The sequence below is a fragment of the Serratia sp. FDAARGOS_506 genome (assembly GCF_003812745.1).
In the GTDB taxonomy this organism is placed as follows: domain Bacteria; phylum Pseudomonadota; class Gammaproteobacteria; order Enterobacterales; family Enterobacteriaceae; genus Serratia.
The window spans coordinates 2,951,241-2,968,346 of the sequence record NZ_CP033831.1; the positions used below are offsets into that span (position 1 = coordinate 2,951,241).

18 protein-coding genes are annotated in these 17,106 nt (G+C 61.2%); 9 read left to right on the plus strand and 9 right to left on the minus strand.

The window, feature by feature from the left end; all coding sequences use genetic code 11:
• Positions 1–3 precede the first annotated feature (3 nt).
• Positions 4–351 carry an antibiotic biosynthesis monooxygenase gene (locus tag EGY12_RS14390; protein WP_123894364.1) on the plus strand — a complete coding sequence of 116 codons (348 nt, stop codon included), beginning with the start codon at positions 4–6 and terminating at the stop codon, positions 349–351.
• Positions 352–475: 124 nt separating this feature from the next.
• Here the strand turns inward: EGY12_RS14390 and EGY12_RS14395 are convergent, their stop codons facing one another.
• The 4 genes from EGY12_RS14395 to EGY12_RS14410 all read right to left on the minus strand — a co-directional run bounded on the left by EGY12_RS14395 (position 476) and on the right by EGY12_RS14410 (position 2,680).
• Positions 476–982 (minus strand): GNAT family N-acetyltransferase, encoded by a 507-nt coding sequence (locus EGY12_RS14395; RefSeq protein WP_123894365.1) that lies wholly within the window; start codon positions 980–982, stop codon positions 476–478.
• 62 nt (positions 983–1,044) lie between these two features.
• Positions 1,045–1,302: a YjhX family toxin gene (locus EGY12_RS14400; protein WP_123894366.1), complete on the minus strand. Its 258-nt coding sequence runs from the start codon at positions 1,300–1,302 to the stop codon at positions 1,045–1,047.
• Between the two features lie 233 nt (positions 1,303–1,535).
• The gene (cynS, locus tag EGY12_RS14405; protein ID WP_049198988.1) at positions 1,536–2,006 is read right to left on the minus strand and encodes a cyanase; all 471 of its coding nucleotides are present in this window, start codon (positions 2,004–2,006) and stop codon (positions 1,536–1,538) included.
• A 20-nt stretch (positions 2,007–2,026) separates the two neighbouring features.
• A complete protein-coding gene (locus EGY12_RS14410) occupies positions 2,027–2,680 on the minus strand; it encodes a carbonic anhydrase (RefSeq protein ID WP_123894367.1) in 654 nt (217 codons plus the stop codon).
• A gap of 114 nt (positions 2,681–2,794) precedes the next feature.
• On the opposite strand from EGY12_RS14410, the gene cynR reads away from it, so the two are divergent.
• A complete protein-coding gene (gene cynR / locus EGY12_RS14415) occupies positions 2,795–3,745 on the plus strand; it encodes a transcriptional regulator CynR (RefSeq protein ID WP_123894368.1) in 951 nt (316 codons plus the stop codon).
• Here the strand turns inward: cynR and EGY12_RS14420 are convergent.
• A complete protein-coding gene (locus EGY12_RS14420) occupies positions 3,669–4,100 on the minus strand; it encodes a hypothetical protein (protein ID WP_123894369.1) in 432 nt (143 codons plus the stop codon). The two genes, cynR and EGY12_RS14420, sit on opposite strands and share 77 nt — an antisense overlap.
• A 58-nt stretch (positions 4,101–4,158) precedes the next feature.
• Positions 4,159–4,626 carry a helix-turn-helix domain-containing protein gene (locus tag EGY12_RS14425; RefSeq protein WP_123894370.1) on the minus strand — a complete coding sequence of 156 codons (468 nt, stop codon included), beginning with the start codon at positions 4,624–4,626 and terminating at the stop codon, positions 4,159–4,161.
• A 63-nt stretch (positions 4,627–4,689) separates the two neighbouring features.
• On the opposite strand from EGY12_RS14425, the gene EGY12_RS14430 reads away from it, so the two are divergent.
• Positions 4,690–4,929 (plus strand): tautomerase family protein, encoded by a 240-nt coding sequence (locus EGY12_RS14430; protein WP_123894371.1) that lies wholly within the window; start codon positions 4,690–4,692, stop codon positions 4,927–4,929.
• Between the two features lie 90 nt (positions 4,930–5,019).
• Here the strand turns inward: EGY12_RS14430 and EGY12_RS14435 are convergent, their stop codons facing one another.
• Positions 5,020–6,324: an MFS transporter gene (locus tag EGY12_RS14435; RefSeq protein ID WP_123894372.1), complete on the minus strand. Its 1,305-nt coding sequence runs from the start codon at positions 6,322–6,324 to the stop codon at positions 5,020–5,022.
• Positions 6,325–7,018: 694 nt separating this feature from the next.
• Here EGY12_RS14435 and EGY12_RS14440 point away from each other — a divergent pair.
• Positions 7,019–8,611, plus strand: a complete 1,593-nt coding sequence (locus tag EGY12_RS14440) for an ABC-F family ATPase (protein ID WP_033637709.1) — start codon at positions 7,019–7,021, stop codon at positions 8,609–8,611.
• Positions 8,612–8,663: 52 nt separating this feature from the next.
• On the opposite strand, the gene moeB is transcribed toward EGY12_RS14440, so the two are convergent.
• Together moeB and moeA are read right to left on the minus strand one after the other, a co-directional pair.
• Positions 8,664–9,419 carry a molybdopterin-synthase adenylyltransferase MoeB gene (moeB, locus tag EGY12_RS14445; protein WP_123894373.1) on the minus strand — a complete coding sequence of 252 codons (756 nt, stop codon included), beginning with the start codon at positions 9,417–9,419 and terminating at the stop codon, positions 8,664–8,666.
• A 2-nt stretch (positions 9,420–9,421) separates the two neighbouring features.
• Positions 9,422–10,660 carry a molybdopterin molybdotransferase MoeA gene (moeA, locus tag EGY12_RS14450; RefSeq protein ID WP_123894374.1) on the minus strand — a complete coding sequence of 413 codons (1,239 nt, stop codon included), beginning with the start codon at positions 10,658–10,660 and terminating at the stop codon, positions 9,422–9,424.
• 157 nt (positions 10,661–10,817) lie between these two features.
• On the opposite strand from moeA, the gene EGY12_RS14455 reads away from it, so the two are divergent.
• The 5 genes from EGY12_RS14455 (at position 10,818) to gsiC (ending at position 17,097) form a co-directional block, all read left to right on the plus strand.
• Entirely contained in the window at positions 10,818–11,354 is a 537-nt protein-coding gene (locus EGY12_RS14455; protein ID WP_038880951.1) for a DUF924 family protein, read from the plus strand.
• 357 nt (positions 11,355–11,711) lie between these two features.
• A complete protein-coding gene (locus tag EGY12_RS14460) occupies positions 11,712–12,668 on the plus strand; it encodes an isoaspartyl peptidase/L-asparaginase family protein (RefSeq protein ID WP_123894375.1) in 957 nt (318 codons plus the stop codon).
• Between the two features lie 19 nt (positions 12,669–12,687).
• On the plus strand, positions 12,688–14,565 hold the full coding sequence (locus EGY12_RS14465) for a dipeptide ABC transporter ATP-binding protein (RefSeq protein ID WP_123894376.1): 1,878 nt from the start codon (positions 12,688–12,690) through the stop codon (positions 14,563–14,565).
• A gap of 23 nt (positions 14,566–14,588) precedes the next feature.
• Positions 14,589–16,124, plus strand: a complete 1,536-nt coding sequence (gene gsiB / locus EGY12_RS14470; RefSeq protein ID WP_123894377.1) for a glutathione ABC transporter substrate-binding protein GsiB — start codon at positions 14,589–14,591, stop codon at positions 16,122–16,124.
• Between the two features lie 52 nt (positions 16,125–16,176).
• Positions 16,177–17,097, plus strand: a complete 921-nt coding sequence (gsiC, locus tag EGY12_RS14475) for a glutathione ABC transporter permease GsiC (RefSeq protein WP_123894378.1) — start codon at positions 16,177–16,179, stop codon at positions 17,095–17,097.
• Positions 17,098–17,106: the final 9 nt, after the last annotated feature.

Genomic DNA, 17,106 nt, shown 5'->3' on the forward strand with positions numbered 1-17,106 from the left:
AGAATGATCGCCGTGATTTTTGAACTGCAGGCCGCCGATGGGCAGCGTGATACCTATCTGGCGCTGGCGGCGGAGCTGAAGCCGCTGCTGGCGCAGATCGACGGATTCATTTCCATCGAGCGTTTTCAAAGCCTGGCCGATCCTGCGCGCCTGCTGTCGCTCTCCTTCTGGCGCGACGAGGCGGCGGTGCAGCAGTGGCGCAATCTCGAGCAGCACCGGGCGGCGCAGGCGCGCGGCCGTGGCGAGGTGCTGGCGCAGTATCGGCTGCGGGTGGCGGAGGTGGTGCGGGACTACGGGCTGGAGAGACGCGAACAGGCGCCGCAGGATAGCCGTTGTTATCACAGCGCCTGAAGAAAGCCCGCCGGCGGCGAATTGACAACGGCGCACGGTTGTCATATTCACAGGAAGGGATGACCGTCTTGCGTTATGGCGAACAGGACTGAAAACCGGCGCCATGACGGCGCCGGCAACAGGGTTAGGCTTCGGCGTGAAACGCGTTGTGGAAGGCGACTTCCGCACACGGTAGCGCGCCCTGGAAGGCGATGGCGCGGAAGTAGTCTTGCGGCACGCCCGGTAGGGTCAGCGCGGTCTGCGCCTGGAAGCCGAAACGGCCGTAATAGTTCGGATCGCCCAGCACTACGCAGCCTGCGGCGTGCCGTTCCTGCAGTTCGGCCAATAACTGGCGGATCAGCCGGCTGCCGATCCCCCGATTCTGACTGGCAGGCAGCACCGACACCGGCGCCAGCCCGTACCAACCGGCGGCGCCGTTGCTGAGTATGACCGGCGAGACGGACGCGTGCCCGATCGGTGTGCCATTGTGCTCAGCGACCAGCGACAGGGTGAGAGCGCCTGCCGCACGCAGCGCGTTGACGATAAACTGCTCGGTGTGGCTGCTGTGTTCGGCATGCCGGAACGCGGCGGCGGTCAGGGTGGCGATGGCGCCGACGTCGGCCGGCGTTTCGTGGCGTAAAGTGATGTCCATGGTTGTATCCTGTTTAAATAAGGCTGAGCCGACCGGGCTGCCTGCCCGGCCGGTATCGATGGTTAACGGTTATCCAGCTGCGCACGCACGGCCTTGAGCCCGGCGAAGGTGACGCGATAAGGGCGCCCCTGGCGAGAGAGGATCAGGCGTTTGGTTTTGAGCTTGGTGAAGACGGCCAGCGAGCAGTCGGCCAGGCCGATCCCTTCGCGGGTGTAACATTCGACGTGGGTGACGCGACCGGCGTCGTTGCGGTTGAAGGCGATATAGCCGCCTTTGGCCAACACGTGCAGCACGCGTTGTTCCGCTTTGGAAATGTTCATGTTGGGAGATCCTGTAATAACCCCAGATACGCGCATCCCCGCGCAAACGCGCGTCGGATACGTCAGAGTCCCTCGCCATACGGCAAGGAAGCGACTATCGGGTGGTTACAATCTCCAACATACAGGCCTCGGGCAGTGAAAAACGCCAGGGCGGCGTTTCAGCGCAGATAATGTAGCCAATGGCCGGTTGACTGTCAATTTGCCGGCGGCGCGGGCCGCCGGCGAAAGGCCAATTAGAAAGGCTTGGTCGGCAGGTATTTGCCATCCAGGGTGATCACCGCGCGTTCGCCGCCTTCCGGATCGGCGACCTTTTTGATATCCAGCTTGAAGTTGATGGCGCTGATGATGCCGTCGCCGAACTGCTCGTGCACCAGCGCTTTCAGCGTGGAGCCGTAAACCTGCAGCATTTCATAGAAGCGGTAAATGGTCGGATCGGTCGGCACGCCGCCGGGAATGCTGCCGCGCAGCGGGATGGTTTGCAGCAGCAGCACCGCCTCTTCGTCCAGCCCTAGCTTGGCCGCTACCGTGCGCGCCGCCGGTTCCGGCAGCGCATGCTGCCCCAGCAGTGCGGCGGTAACGAACGCCAGGCTGAGACCGGTACCCTCGGCCAGCGCTTCGAACGTCAGGTTATGGCGGATCTTGGCGGCCATGATGGTGTCGGTGAGCGCTTCGCGCGGGGCAGCGTTATGCAGAGAGTGTGTCATGTTGACTCCTTATTGTTGGCTTAAAAACGGGCGTTCGCCGGGGTGGCGGTCACGTCGGGATGGGTGGCGAGCGGCACGAAGCGGCGGGTTTCGCCGTCCAGCGCCTCGATAGCGCCGCTGGCGATGTCATAGACCCAGCCGTGCAGCGTCAGGCGGCCCTGATCCAGCGCCAGGGCGACGGAAGGGTGCGTTTTGATGTTGTTGAGCTGGGCGATAACGTTCTCGCGCACCATCGACGCGACCCGCGCCTCGGTAGACGAGTGCTGAGCGGCCTGATTGACCGCCTTGGCGGAGTCGGCGTAACGCAGCCAGCCGGCGACCGTCGGCAGGTGATCCAGGCACTGGCAGGTGGCGATGGCGGTCATTGCACCGCAGTCGGAATGACCGCAGATCACGATATCCTCCACGTTCAGCACGGCGACCGCGTACTCGACCGAGGCGGTAACGCCACCGGGCTCAGGGCCAAAAGAAGGGACGATGTTACCGGCGTTACGGATCACGAACAGATCGCCTGGCTCACGCTGGGTGACCAGCTCGGGCACCAGGCGGCTGTCGGAACATGAGATAAACAGGGTGCGCGGGTTTTGGCGGGTCGCCAGCCGCTGAAACAGCGCCGTACGTTCAACAAAGGCTTCGCGCTGGAACTTCAGGAAGCCTTCAATCACCTCTTTCATCCGTTTCTCCATTAAGTGTCGTTATACGATGGCGGCATGATGAACGCTTCTGGCTATAGGGTCTAAGACCCATTTATAATGATATCTATAGGTATTGCTAATAGGTTGGGTGCCATGCTGCTGCGACACATCCGTTATTTTTTGGCCGTTGCCGAACAGGGCAACTTCACCCGCGCCGCCGAGGCACTGCATGTCTCGCAACCGACGCTGTCACAACAGATCAAGCAGTTGGAAGAAACGCTGGGGGCGTCGCTGTTCGATCGCAGCGGCAGAACGGTGCGGTTGACCGACGCCGGTGAGGCGTGGATGCGCTATGCGCGGCTGGCGCTGCAGGATTTGGACGCCGGCGCGCGGGCGATCCATGACGTGGCGACGCTGGAGCGCGGCCATTTGCGGCTGGCGATGACGCCAACCTTCACCGCCTATCTGGTCGGGCCGACGGTCGATGCCTTCTACCGCCGCCATCCCGGGATTACGCTGAGCATTGAGGAGATGGCACAAGAGCGAATTGAGGCGCTGCTGGCGCAGGATCGGCTGGATCTGGGCATCGCCTTTGAGATGGCGCAGTCTGCGGAGGTGGAGGCCAGTGCGTTGTTTAGTGAGACGCTGGAGCTGATGGTCGGTGCCGATCATCCCCTGGCGGCACACCGTCGGCCACTGACGCTGGCGGAGTGGCAACATCTGCCGTTGGCTTTGCTGAGCGGCGACTTCGCCACGCGGCAATTCATCGATCGCTACTGTACGCAGCTGGGTTTTCGGCCGCAGGTGGCGGTGGAGGCTAATGCACTCGGCGCTATCGTCGAGATTGTGCGGCGTGGGCAGCTCGCCACGCTGCTGCCGGCCGCCATTGCGCGCGAGAACCGGCAGTTGAAAAAGGTGGTGCTGGCCAACGCCATGCCGGCCCGGCAGGCGGTATGGCTGCAGCGCAAAGGCGCTTACCGCAGCGCCGCTGCGCAGGCGTTTATCGCCGTCTTGCAGGAACAGGGTATTACGCCAACGCCCCCCAGCGCTGCGTCATCCCGATCAGATGAACCAGCCCAAAGCCGAGGCAAATCAGCGAGCTGACGATGATAAAGCGTTGGCTGCGCCCGGTATCGCGCAGGGCGAAGGGGCCGGCGACGCCGCGCAGCAGGTAGATAAAGGTGATGATAAACAGCGCGGGCCGCAGCAGCGGCAGCGGTGCGATCAGGCCTGCGCCGGATAGCGCATACAGCGCCCAAATAAACAGCACCAGTGCGATACCGGCGGTGACGGCGGCCGGGAACTTTTTACCCGCTTCCGCCGCCTTAATGAAACGATCGCCGGCACCGCATAGCCGATAGCCGCGCGGCCCGGTGGCAATCACCCAGATGTGCAGCAGGGCGGCGATGGCGCTCAGCGCAGCGCCGATCAGCAGCGCGGTGTTATAGAGGTGTGGCATGGTTAAGCTTCCCTGTCAGAAAAGTGGTTGGCATGAAGCGTAGACCAGAAAAGGCGAGTTAGGCAGGGGATTCCCCCACGGCCGATATTTGCAGCGATTCTTCAGGTACCACATTGCCTTGCGTATCCATCAATGCCAGCTGTACCGGCAGCCCACTGTGTTTATTTACCAGCTGAACATGCGGGGTGTCGTGCAGGATATGCTGGTGGCCCCACGCCATCAAGGCGACCAGAATAGGCCCCAGGCTGCGCCCTTTGCTCGTCAGCACATATTCATACCGCTCACGTTCGCCGGGCTCCCGGTAAGCGCGTTTCGTCAGCAGTTCTTGCTGTACCATGACGTTCAGACGGCCGCTCAATGCCTGCCGCGAGGCGCCGATATTCTCGCGCAGCTCTTCAAAGCGGCGAACGCCGTAGAATGCCTCGCGCAGGATCAGCAACGTCCAACGATCGCCAAGCAGATCCGCTGCCTGCGCCAGCCCGCACAAGGCAAGTGAAACGGTGGGGTGGTCGGGAGATTTTGACATGGGGATTTTCCTTCGCTAGTCTAAGTCTTGTTTTTAGACTTAGTAATGTTCAAGGAGATTATAATGCCATTTGTTAATGTGCAAACCGTAAAAGGCATGCTGGATGAAGGGCAAAAAAGTGAATTATTGGCACGTATTACCGATTTGTTGGTAGAGATCGAGGGGCGAGGCGATCCGGCGTTCAGGCAGTCGGTTTGGGTCAGAATCGATGAACATGCGCCTGAGCAATGGAGTCTGGGCGGATTGCAGCCAACGGTCGCGATGATTGCCGCTAAATTTCCGCCGCGCGAGTGCGCGAAATGATGCCTGCTTGAGCGTGTGCCCGCAGGTGATAATGCCTTCTCACTTCTGACGAAGTTATCACCTGCGGCAGAATCGGTACTGAACGGTACGTTACTCGGTGTGGCGCTCCCGGAACAGCAGAGTGGCTATCAGGCTGACGGTCAACATGCCGGTTACGTACCAGGCCGGCGCCAGCGGGTTGCCGCTGACATCCAGCAACCAGGTGACGATCAGCTGTGCCGAGCCGCCGAACAGCGTCACGCCAAAGGCGTAGATCATCGAGGTGCCGGTGGCACGCACGCGGCGCGGCAGTGCCGAGACGATCAGCATGGTGCTCGACAGCATATTGATCCCCAGCGCGCCGATAAGCAGGATGCGGAAAACGATCGCCAACCACAGAGTTTGCGTGGTACTGAGGAACCAAAAGGTCGGGTAAATCAGGATCAGCGCCGCAAAGATGGAGAACAGCAGCGGTCTTTTGTAATTCTGTATCCGATCAACATAGCGCCCGGCGCAATAGACCGCCACGATCTGCACCACAGAGGCGATGCAGCTGAACAGATAAGCTGTCGGGCCGGCAATGTGGTAGGTCTGCATCATGTAGGTCGGCATATACAGCAGCACCACATAGACCATCACGGTACCGGACATGATGATCAACACCCCCAGCAACAGGTCTTTGGCATGGTTGCTCAGCAGATCCCATACCGGATTCAGCGGCGGTTGCGCGGGATTCGGTTGTTCGCCGCCATGGGTCTCTTCCAGATGCTTACGGATATACACGCCGACGGGAATGATCAACAGGCCTATGATGAACGGCACGCGCCAACCCCAGGCATACAGCGCGTCTTCCGGCAGAAAATAGGTGAGCGCCAGGCCGCAAGAGGCGCCGAGCAGAGCGCTGACGCCTTGGCTGATCGCTTGCCAGCTGACAAAGAAGCCGCGCTGGTTGGCGCCGGCCGATTCCAGCAGCAGCGTGGTGGCCGAGCCCACTTCACCGCCGGCGGCGAAGCCCTGAATCAAACGGCCGACCACGATCAACACCGGCGCCAGAACGCCGATTTGCGCATGGGTCGGCGAGAAGGCGATGAGGGCGGTGCCGATCCCCATCAAGACGATAGTCATCAGCATGGCGGCCTTGCGGCCGACCCGATCGGCATAGGCACCCAGCACCATGCTGCCCAGCGGGCGCATGATAAAGCCGACGCCAAACACCGCGACTGACATCAACAAAGAGCCGTAGGCGCTGTCGCTGGGAAAATAGAGCTTGCCGATAATGGCGGCAAAGAAGCTGTATACGGTGAAATCGAAAATCTCCAGGCCGTTGCCCAGGCTGGCGCCGACAATCACTTTGTAATTTACCGCGCCTTTCTCCGCCGTTTGGCTTTTGGGCAATGCATTTTCTGCAGTGTTCATCGTTGTCTCTCGCGATAGGTGGACGGTGTGTTGTTATTGTTTTCTGGCCAGGTTGGTATTGTCCGAGCCGGCGATAACCGAGATCCGAAACGCCAACAAAATGGCAACGCCACGTTTACATATACTTGTATGTACAATCATATGCAATATGAGGACAACTAACGGATGAATGGCAGTTTGATTTTTCTTTTTGTCTGTATTTTACTGTTTTTATTTGTTTTTTATCTTTTTGTGGGCAGTTTGTTTAATTTTTATTTAGTGAGCTGTGGCGCATTAATCATCTAAAGATTCGAGGTATTTAAGAAGGCGATCACAAAATGTCGTGTATAGCATAATATGTGGCGATAGTAGGAAATAGGGAGGATTAAATAAATATGCCTTGACTGCATAATGATTACCTAAAGAGGTGAATGGGCGCGTTTTATTCGTTATCGGAACGATATTTGGCGAAGGGGGAAATTAATTTTTTATTTTAATTAATACTGTTAATTAATATATTTGGTGAATTAGTTTCAAATATTGTACGGCTTGCTGCCTGTAGTCTCCTCATCACTTTGAGCAGCGTTATTCAACGCAGGTATGAGTTATTGGCCCTCACCGCTTAAAATGTCACCAAAACTTCCCGCGATCTCTGAACCCCGTTGTGGCATAATGCGCGCCAAATCACATTCCCTATGTATAAAGAGCGAGCGCTGTGTTAAGCACCAACAACATCACCATGCAGTTCGGCAGCAAGCCGTTGTTTGAAAACATCTCTGTCAAATTCGGCGGCGGCAACCGTTATGGCCTGATCGGCGCCAACGGCTGCGGCAAGTCCACCTTTATGAAAATCCTCGGCGGCGATTTGGCGCCGACCGGCGGCAACGTGTTCCTCGATCCGAACGAGCGCCTGGGTAAACTGCGTCAGGATCAGTTCGCCTTCGAACAATACAGCGTGCTGGACACCGTGATCATGGGCCACACCGAACTGTGGGCGGTGAAGGAAGAGCGCGACCGCATCTACGCCATGGCGGAGATGAGCGAAGAAGACGGCTATAAAGTGGCCGATCTGGAGGTGGCCTACGGCGAGATGGACGGTTACACTGCCGAAGCGCGCGCCGGCGAACTGCTGCTGGGCGTCGGCATTCCGGTGGAACAGCACTATGGCCCGATGAGCGAAATCGCGCCGGGTTGGAAGCTGCGCGTGTTGCTGGCGCAGGCGCTGTTCTCCGATCCGGAAATTCTGCTGCTCGACGAACCGACCAACAACCTGGACATCGATACCATTCGCTGGCTGGAGCAGGTGCTGAACGAACGCAACAGCACCATGATCATCATCTCGCACGACCGTCACTTCCTGAACATGGTCTGCACCCACATGGCGGATCTGGACTACGGCGAGCTGCGCGTCTATCCGGGCAACTACGACGAATACATGACCGCCGCCACCCAGGCGCGTGAACGTCTGCTGGCCGACAACGCCAAGAAGAAGGCGCAGATCAACGAGCTGCAATCGTTTGTCAGCCGCTTCAGCGCCAACGCCTCCAAATCCAAGCAGGCCACCTCGCGTGCCCGCCAGATCGACAAGATCCAGCTGGAAGAAGTGAAGGCCTCCAGCCGCCAGAACCCGTTCATCCGTTTCGATCAGGACAAGAAGCTGTTCCGTAACGCGCTGGAAGTGGAAGCGCTCACCAAGGGCTTCGACAACGGCCCGCTGTTCAGCAAGCTGAACCTGATGGTGGAAGTGGGTGAGAAGGTTGCGGTGCTGGGCGCCAACGGCATCGGTAAAACCACCCTGCTGAAAACGCTGGTGGGCGACGCGCAGCCGGACAGCGGCACCGTGAAGTGGTCGGAAAACGCCCGTATCGGTTACTACGCGCAGGATCACGAATACGAGTTCGACGATACCCTGACCGTGTTCGACTGGATGAGTCAGTGGAAGCAGGAAAAAGACGACGAGCAGGCGGTGCGCAGCGTGCTGGGCCGTTTGCTGTTCAGCCAGGACGACATCAAGAAGAAAGTGAAGGTGCTGTCCGGTGGTGAGAAGGGCCGCATGCTGTTCGGCAAGCTGATGATGCAGCGCCCGAATATTCTGGTGATGGACGAACCGACCAACCACCTGGATATGGAATCCATCGAATCGCTGAACATGGCGCTGGAGATGTACGAAGGCACGCTGATCTTCGTCTCCCACGACCGTGAGTTCGTCAGCTCGCTGGCGACGCGCATTCTGGAAATCACCCCGAACAAGGTGATCGACTTTACCGGCAACTACGAAGACTATCTGCGCAGCCAGGGCATCGTGTAACCCTCGTGGCAACGCATCAGGGCGGGAATTATCCCGCCCTTTTTTGTATCCGTTATTCCCCGCCGCACACCTCGCAGTGCGGATCCTTCGGCAGCTTCATCTCGCGGAATTGCATGCTCATTGCATCGAACATCAACAGCTTGCCGCGCAGCGGCTGACCGTAGTCGGCCAGCAGCTTGATGGCTTCCATCGCCTGCAGGGTACCGATAGTGCCGACCAGCGGCGCCATCACGCCTGCTTCGACGCAGGTGAGGGCGCTGTCGCCGAACAGCCGGCTCAGGCAGCGGTAGCAGGGCTCGCCCGGCTGATAAGTGAACACGCTGAGCTGGCCTTCCATGCGGATCGCCGCGCCGGAAACCAGCGGCTTGCGCTGTGCGTGGCACTGGCGGTTCAGGGCGTCGCGCGCCGCCACGTTGTCGGTGCAGTCCAGCACCAGATCGCAGGCGGCGATCTCTGCCGCGATCGCGTCATCTTCCAGACGGCCGTCGATCGCGTCGATGCGGATATGCGGATTGATGGCGCTCAGTTCCCGTTTGGCTGAGGCGACTTTGCTCTGGCCGATGCGATCGTCGCGGTGCAGGATCTGGCGCTGCAGGTTGGAGAGCGAGACGGTGTCGAAATCCACCAGCACCAGATGGCCGACGCCGGCCGCCGCCAGGTAAGGCGCGGCGGCACAGCCCAGCCCACCCAACCCGGCGATCAGCACGCGGGCGGCCTTCAGCTTCTCCTGGCCGTCGAAGTCAAAGCCGCGCAGCACGATCTGGCGGTTGTAGCGCAGCGCTTCGGCGTCGGTCAATTCCGGCAGCATGTTCAGCTCCTCAGCAGGGCGTTGAACGGTTCGATTTCCACCGTTTCACCCACCGCCACTGAACCGCGTTCGCGCTCCAGCACGATAAAACAGTTGCCCTGGCTGTAGGAGCTGAATACGTGTGAGCCCTGGTGGCCGGTAGTGCTGACCTCCAGTTCGCCTGCGGCGTTGCTGCTGAACACGCCGCGCTGGAAATCGAGGCGGCCCGGCGATTTCTTCAGCGGCGTCAATGCGCGCGCGCGCAGGCGCGGCGGCAGGCGCCAGTCGCTGTGGCCGGCCAGCTTCGCCAACAGCGGTTGCACCAGTTGGTAGAAGGTCAGAGCGGCGGAAACCGGGTTGCCCGGCAGGCCGCAGAACCAGGCGTGGCCCAGTTTGCCGAAGGCGAAGGGTTTGCCGGGTTTGATCGCCAGCTTCCAGAAACTGACCTGACCCAGCTCGTCGAGCATCTGTTTGGTGTAGTCGGCCTCGCCGACCGAGACGCCACCGCTGCTGATCACCACGTCGGCCTGGCTGTCCGCCCGCTCGAAAGCGGCGCGCAGCGCATCGCGATCGTCGCGGATAATGCCGAGATCGAGCACCTCGCAGCCCAGTTGTTCCAGCATCAGGCGCACCGCGAAACGGTTGGTGTCGTAGATTTGGCCCGCCTGCAGCGGCTGGCCGACCGGCTGCAGTTCGTCGCCGGTGGAGAACACCGCCACCTTCAGCTTACGCATTACCTGCACCTCGGCGACGCCAAGCGAGGCCAGCAGCGGCAGCTGCGCGGCGCCCAGCTTCACGCCGGCCGGCAACACGCTCGCGCCACGGCGAATGTCTTCGCCCGCCAGACGGATATTCTGGCCGGCTTCAACCGGTGCGGTAAAACGCACGCCCAGGTCGCTCACCTCGGCCTGCTCCTGCATGACAACCGCCTCCGCACCCGTCGGGATCGGTGCGCCGGTCATGATGCGCACGCAGCTGTTGGCCGGCCATTGGCCGTCGAACGGCGCGCCGGCGAAGGCCTTACCGGCGACAGGCAGCGGCGCATTGGCCGCCAGATCGGCGAGGCGCACTGCATAGCCGTCCATCGCCGAGTTGGCGAACGGTGGCACGTCGAGCGGCGAGACTACCGGTGCGGCGGTGATGCGACCGGCGGCGGCGGTCAGGGCGATGGATTCGGTCTGCTGCAGCGGGGCGATCTGCCCGAGCATTTTTTCCAGCGCTTGCTCCAGGGAAATGAGATCGGAAGTATGGCAATGATCCATAAGGGGAACTCCGTAATCAGGGTGCGCTAAAGTAGCGACAAAGTGCGGGTATTATGGCAGAGAACGCCGAGGGGGAGAACGGCTTATGCCTGCCATCTTTCGTACTGCGGCGCCGGGGCGAACGGGTATAAACTGCGTAAAACAGAGGAGAAAAGGCATGCATAAACAGGTTATCGAGTTTTGGTTTGACGAGATCGAACCGGTCATGTGGTTTAAAAAGGATGATGATTTCGATCGTCTGCTGCACAGCCGTTTCGGCGAAATCTGGCGGGCGGCGGCGGCGGGCGAGCTGGCACACTGGCGCGACACCATCGAAGGGCGCTTGGCGGAGGTGATCGTGCTCGATCAGTTCAGCCGCAACCTGTTCCGCGGCACGCCTCAGTCGTTCGCCTGCGACGGCATGGCGCTGATCCTGGCGCAGGAGGCGATCCGCAGCGGCGAGTGCGAACGGCTGAGCCGCGAGCAGCGCGGCTTCCTTTATCTGCCGTTTATGCATTCGGAATCGCCGCTGATCCACCAACAGGCGCTGGTGCTGTACACGGAGCTCAATAACGGTGACCAGCTGGAGTTCGAGCTGCGCCATAAGGCGATTATCGATCGTTTTGGCCGCTACCCACATCGCAACGCAATATTGGGGCGCACCAGCACGCCGGAAGAAGAGGCCTTTTTACAGCAGCCTGGATCGGGCTTTTAATCGTTGGATCATCTGCGCCCGGCCGGGGAAAAAACAGCAGGCCGGGCGCCATAATAAGCGTTATTCAGCGCGAACGTTTATTTCATTACACCATGTCGCTATTTCCGCACGCGAAATTACCAATAATCTCGGCCGTACGTTCAGCGGTTTGCCTTTTTTATAACCTGCTGTTTTTATTCCAATAAGCTATTTCAAGGTGCGAAATGGTCTAAGCGCGCTACGCTAAAAGCGGGGCGTGGACGTTATGCTGTACTTCCACTGTAGGACTAAATAGAGTCGAAAAAGACTGAATAATAATGATACCGCGCTCAGCTTGTTCGCTGCGCAACGGCGGGATTAACACAGGGTGTCAGGCAAATGAGCAAACCAGTGATTGCCATTCATGGCGGCGCGGGCGCAATTACCCGAACGGCGCTGAGTGCGGAAAAAGAACGGCAGTATATTCAGGCGCTGTCCGAGATCGTGGCCGCCGGGCAGGCGGTACTGGCACAGGGGGGCAGCGCGCTGGACGCGGTGACCGAAGCGGTGCGGTTGCTCGAAGAGTGCCCGTTGTTCAACGCCGGCAAAGGCTCGGTGTTTACCCATCAGGGCACCCACGAGCTGGATGCCTGCGTGATGGACGGCCGTACCTGCGATGCCGGCGCCGTCGCCGGCGTCAGCCGTATCCGCAACCCGGTGCTGGCGGCGCGCGCGGTGCTGGAAAACAGCGAACACGTGCTGTTTGCCGCCGAAGGCGCCGAGAAGTTTGCCGCAGCCCACGGCCTGGAAATGGTCGCTCCCGATTTCTTCTTTACCCAGGAACGTTTCGATCAGCTGCATCGCGCCCAAGCGGAGCAGGGCCGGGTATTGCTCGATCACGACGGCGCGGCGCAGGCCGGCGATCCGCTCGATCCCGATCGCAAATTCGGCACCGTCGGTGCGGTGGCGCTCGATGCGCTGGGCAACCTCGCCGCTGCCACTTCCACTGGCGGCATGACCAACAAGCAGGCCGGGCGGGTCGGTGACACGCCGATTATCGGCGCCGGCTGCTATGCCAACAACGCCACGGTGGCAGTCTCCAGCACCGGCACCGGCGAAATCTTCATGCGCGGCGTGGCGGCTTATGACGTCTCTGCCCTGATCGAATATGGCGGCCTCAGTCTGCAGGCGGCCAGCGATCGGGTGGTGATGGAGAAGTTGCCGGCATTGGGCGGCAGCGGCGGCATGATCGCCGTCGATCGCTATGGCAATATCGCGCTGCCGTTCAACTGCGAGGGGATGTATCGCGGTTTTGGTTATGTCGGCGATGCGCCGTCCGTCGGGATTTATCGCTAAGCGTTCACCGGGAGGGTGCATGACCGATGTTTCACTTCGACCCGTCGCCAACGTCGGGCCGTCATTGCCGCCGCAGCGGGTGCTGACGGTGCGCGATCTAAGCATCAGCTTTTCTCAATCGGACGGCGTCGTGGAAGCAGTGCGCAACCTGTCCTTCGATCTTGATCGCGGCGAGACGCTGGCGATCGTCGGTGAGTCCGGCTCCGGCAAATCGGTGACTTCGCTGGGACTGATGCGGCTGGTGGAGCAGGGCGGCGGGCGCATTGTCGGCGGCGCCATGACGCTGCGCCGGCGCGACGGCGCGCTGCTCGATCTGGCGCGCGCCTCACAGAGCACGCTGCGCACGGTGCGCGGTGCCGATATGGCGATGATCTTCCAGGAGCCGATGACTTCGCTCAACCCGGTATTTCCGGTCGGCGAGCAGATTGCCGAATCGCTGCGCCTGCATCAGCGCATGGATCGCCGCAGCGCGCGCCAGGAGGCGCTGCGCATGCTCGATCTGGTGCGCATTCCGGAGGCCAAAGAGGTGCTGGGACGCTACCCGCACCAGCTTTCCGGCGGTATGCGCCAGCGGGTGATGATCGCCATGGCGCTCTCCTGCAAACCGGCGCTGCTGATCGCCGATGAACCCACCACCGCCCTCGACGTCACCATTCAGGCGCAGATCCTGCAGCTGATCCGCGTGCTGCAGCAAGAGATGCAGATGGGGGTGATCTTCATTACTCACGACATGGGCGTGGTGGCGGAGATAGCCGACCGGGTGCTGGTGATGCGCCGCGGTGAGCAGGTGGAACAAAATCGAGTCGGTGAGCTGTTTGCCGCACCGCAGCAGGCCTACACCCGGGCGCTGTTGGCGGCGGTGCCGAAGCTGGGGGCGATGGCCGATCGGCCGCTGCCGGCGAAGTTTCCGCTGCCGGACGGCGACGGGAATGTCGAGCCGCAGGATACCGTGCCGCCCGGCGCCGCGCCGATCCTGCGGGTGGAACATCTGGTCACGCGTTTTGATCTGCGCGGCGGGTTGTTCAATCGCGTCACTCGCCGAGTACATGCGGTGGAAAACGTCAGTTTCGATCTTTACCCCGGCGAGACGCTGGGGCTGGTGGGCGAGTCTGGCTGCGGCAAGTCTACCACCGGGCGCTCTTTACTGAAGCTGGTGGACAGCCAGAGCGGCACCATCACCTTCGCCGGGCGGCGGATAGACCAATTGAAGGGGCCGGCGCTGCAGCACCTGCGGCGCGGTATTCAGTTCATCTTTCAAGATCCCTACGCCTCGCTCGATCCGCGCCTGACGGTCGGTTTTTCCATCATGGAGCCGCTGCTGGTGCACAACGTGATGCGCGGCCGGGAGGCGGAGCGGCGGGTGGCTTGGTTGCTGGAGCGCGTCGGCCTGTTGCCGGAGCATGCGCGCCGTTACCCGCACGAATTTTCCGGCGGCCAGCGCCAACGTATCTGCATCGCGCGCGCGCTGGCGCTGAACCCGAAAGTGGTGATCGCCGATGAGGCGGTCTCGGCGCTGGACGTGTCGATTCAGGCGCAGATCGTCAATCTGTTGCTCGATCTGCAGCGCGAGTTCGGCATCGCTTTTCTGTTCATTTCACACGATATGGCGGTGGTGGAGCGCATCAGCCACCGGGTGGCGGTGATGTACCTCGGTCAGATCGTCGAGATCGGCCCGCGACAGGCGGTGTTCGACAATCCGCAGCACCCCTACACCCGCAAGCTGATGGCGGCGGTGCCGGTGGCCGATCCCGCTCATGCTCACAAACGGCAGCCGCTGCCGGCCGATGAGATCCCGAGCCCGGTGCGCGCGCTGGGCGATGAACCCGTTACCGCACCGCTGGTGCAGGTTGGCGCCGGGCACTTTGTCGCCCGCCACCCGATCGCCGGTGCTTTTTAAAGACCTCAGGAGAGACAAGCGACATGAAGCACACATTCAAACGCAATGCGCTGTTGGCCGCCGTACTGCTGGCGGCGGGAACCGGCCCGGTTTGGGCGGCGAAGGACGCGGTGATCGCCGTGGCCTCCAACTTCACCACTCTCGATCCTTACGACGCCAACGACACGCTATCGCAGGCGGTGGCCAAGTCGTTCTATCAGGGGCTGTTCGGCTTCGACAAGGACATGAAGCTGGTGAACGTGCTGGCAGACAGCTATGAGGTCAGCAAAGACGGCTTGACCTACACCATCAAACTGCGCCAGGGGATTAAATTCCACGACGGCACCGCGTTCAACGCCGAGGCAGTGAAGGTAAACCTCGATCGCGCCAGCAACCCGGACAGCCACCTCAAGCGCTACAACCTGTTCAAGATGATCGATAAAACCGAAGCGGTGGACGCCAATACGGTGAAGATCGTGCTGAAGGCGCCGTTCTCGGCGTTCGTCAACAACCTGGCACACCCGGCGGCGGCGATCATTTCTCCGGCGGCGCTGAAGCAATACGGCAAGGAGATCGGTTTCCACCCGGTCGGCACCGGGCCGTATCAGTTCGTGACCTGGAACCAGACCGATTTCGTCAAGGTGAAGAAGTTCGACGGCTACTGGCAGCCGGGGTTGCCGAAGCTCGACAGCATCACCTGGCGCCCGGTGGTGGATAACAACACCCGCGCGGCGATGCTGCAGACCGGCGAGGCGACCTTCGCCTTCCCGATCCCTTACGAGCAGGCCAAGGTGCTGGAGGGCAACGCCAAGCTGGACGTGGTGGCCGCACCGTCGATCCTGCAGCGTTACATCAGCATGAACGTCACCCAGAAGCCGTTCGATAACCCGAAGGTGCGCCAGGCGCTGAACTATGCCATCAACAAGGACGCACTGATCAAGGTGGCGTTTGCCGGTTACGCAGTGCCGGCGGAAGGGCCGGTGCCGCCGGCGATCGACTTCGCCGCCCGCTATAAGCCGTGGCCGTACGATCCGGCCAAGGCGCGCGAGTTGCTCAAAGAGGCCGGTTACCCGAACGGCTTCACGACCACACTGTGGTCTTCCCATAACCACAGCACCGCGCAGAAGGTGCTGCAGTTCACCCAGCAGCAGCTGGCGCAGGTGGGGGTGAAAGTGACGGTGACGGCGATGGATGCCGGGCAGCGTGCGGCGCAGGTGGAGAGCGTCGGGGTGAAAGACACCGGCGTGCGGCTGTTCTACACCGGCTGGTCGGCCTCGACCGGGGAAGCGGACTGGGCGCTGTCGCCGCTGTTCTCTACCCAGGCGGCGCCGCCGAAGCAGTTCAACACCGCGTTCTACAGCAACCCGCAGGTGGACAAGGATCTGACCGACGCGCTGGCGACCACCGATCGCGCCGAGAAGCAGAAACTGTATCAGGACGCGCAGGATCGCATCTGGGCCGACGCGCCCTGGATCTTCCTGGCGACCGAACGTTTGCTGTCGGCCAACAGCAAACAGCTGAGCGGTTTCTACGTGATGCCGGATACCTCGTTCAACTTTGATAACGCCGATCTGAAATAAGACGCCCATCCCCGCCTGCGGCCAGACGGCGGCGGGTGGGGGAAGGAATGAGATGCTCAATTATTTTCTGAAACGACTGCTGGGCCTGATCCCGACGCTACTGATCGTGGCGGTACTGGTATTCCTGTTCGTCCACCTGCTGCCGGGCGATCCGGCGCGGCTGGCGGCGGGGCCGGAGGCCGACGAGGCGGTGGTGCAACTGGTGCGCAAGGATTTGGGGCTGGATAAGCCGCTGCCGCAGCAGTTCGCGCACTTCTTCGTCAACGCGCTGCGGGGCGACTTCGGCATCTCGATGGTGTCCAAACGCCCGGTGAGCGAAGAGATCGCCTCGCGCTTTATGCCGACCTTTTGGCTGACCGTGACCAGCATGCTGTGGGCGGTGGCGTTTGGTCTGGCGATCGGTGTGGTGTCGGCGATGTGGCGCAACCGTTGGCCGGATCGCCTCGGCATGACGCTGGCGGTGTCGGGGATCTCGTTCCCGGCCTTTGCGCTCGGTATGCTGCTGATGCAGGTGTTCTCGGTCGAGCTGGGGTGGCTGCCGACGGTAGGCGCCGACAGCTGGCGGCACTACATTCTGCCTTCTATCACCCTGGGGGCGGCGGTGGCAGCAGTGATGGCGCGCTTCACCCGCGCTTCGTTCGTGGAGGTGCTGCAGGAGGACTACATGCGCACCGCGCGCGCCAAGGGCGTGCGGGAAAGCATGGTGGTGATGAAACACGGCCTGCGCAACGCGATGATCCCGGTGGTGACCATGATGGGGTTGCAGTTCGGCTTCCTGCTCGGCGGTTCGATCGTGGTGGAGAAGGTGTTCAACTGGCCGGGGCTGGGGCGGTTGCTGGTGGACTCGGTGGAGATGCGCGATTACCCGGTGATCCAGGCCGAGGTGCTGCTGTTCTCGCTGGAGTTCATCCTGATCAACCTGCTGGTGGATATGCTGTACGCGGCGATCAACCCGGCGATTCGTTATCAATGAGGACGCGGC

What these genes read in the sequence shown, in the direction of transcription:
- EGY12_RS14420 (WP_123894369.1), bottom strand. Translation starts at nt 4,100, where the DNA reads ATGCCACACCTCTATAACACCGCGCTGCTGATCGGCGCTGCGCTGAGC.
- EGY12_RS14400 (WP_123894366.1), bottom strand. Translation starts at nt 1,302, where the DNA reads ATGAACATTTCCAAAGCGGAACAACGCGTGCTGCACGTGTTGGCCAAA.
- EGY12_RS14410 (WP_123894367.1), bottom strand. Translation starts at nt 2,680, where the DNA reads ATGAAAGAGGTGATTGAAGGCTTCCTGAAGTTCCAGCGCGAAGCCTTT.
- EGY12_RS14395 (WP_123894365.1), bottom strand. Translation starts at nt 982, where the DNA reads ATGGACATCACTTTACGCCACGAAACGCCGGCCGACGTCGGCGCCATC.
- EGY12_RS14435 (WP_123894372.1), bottom strand. Translation starts at nt 6,324, where the DNA reads ATGAACACTGCAGAAAATGCATTGCCCAAAAGCCAAACGGCGGAGAAA.
- cynR (WP_123894368.1), top strand. Translation starts at nt 2,795, where the DNA reads ATGCTGCTGCGACACATCCGTTATTTTTTGGCCGTTGCCGAACAGGGC.
- EGY12_RS14460 (WP_123894375.1), top strand. Translation starts at nt 11,712, where the DNA reads ATGAGCAAACCAGTGATTGCCATTCATGGCGGCGCGGGCGCAATTACC.
- gsiB (WP_123894377.1), top strand. Translation starts at nt 14,589, where the DNA reads ATGAAGCACACATTCAAACGCAATGCGCTGTTGGCCGCCGTACTGCTG.
- moeB (WP_123894373.1), bottom strand. Translation starts at nt 9,419, where the DNA reads ATGCTGCCGGAATTGACCGACGCCGAAGCGCTGCGCTACAACCGCCAG.
- moeA (WP_123894374.1), bottom strand. Translation starts at nt 10,660, where the DNA reads ATGGATCATTGCCATACTTCCGATCTCATTTCCCTGGAGCAAGCGCTG.
- EGY12_RS14465 (WP_123894376.1), top strand. Translation starts at nt 12,688, where the DNA reads ATGACCGATGTTTCACTTCGACCCGTCGCCAACGTCGGGCCGTCATTG.
- EGY12_RS14455 (WP_038880951.1), top strand. Translation starts at nt 10,818, where the DNA reads ATGCATAAACAGGTTATCGAGTTTTGGTTTGACGAGATCGAACCGGTC.
- gsiC (WP_123894378.1), top strand. Translation starts at nt 16,177, where the DNA reads ATGCTCAATTATTTTCTGAAACGACTGCTGGGCCTGATCCCGACGCTA.
- cynS (WP_049198988.1), bottom strand. Translation starts at nt 2,006, where the DNA reads ATGACACACTCTCTGCATAACGCTGCCCCGCGCGAAGCGCTCACCGAC.
- EGY12_RS14425 (WP_123894370.1), bottom strand. Translation starts at nt 4,626, where the DNA reads ATGTCAAAATCTCCCGACCACCCCACCGTTTCACTTGCCTTGTGCGGG.
- EGY12_RS14390 (WP_123894364.1), top strand. Translation starts at nt 4, where the DNA reads ATGATCGCCGTGATTTTTGAACTGCAGGCCGCCGATGGGCAGCGTGAT.
- EGY12_RS14430 (WP_123894371.1), top strand. Translation starts at nt 4,690, where the DNA reads ATGCCATTTGTTAATGTGCAAACCGTAAAAGGCATGCTGGATGAAGGG.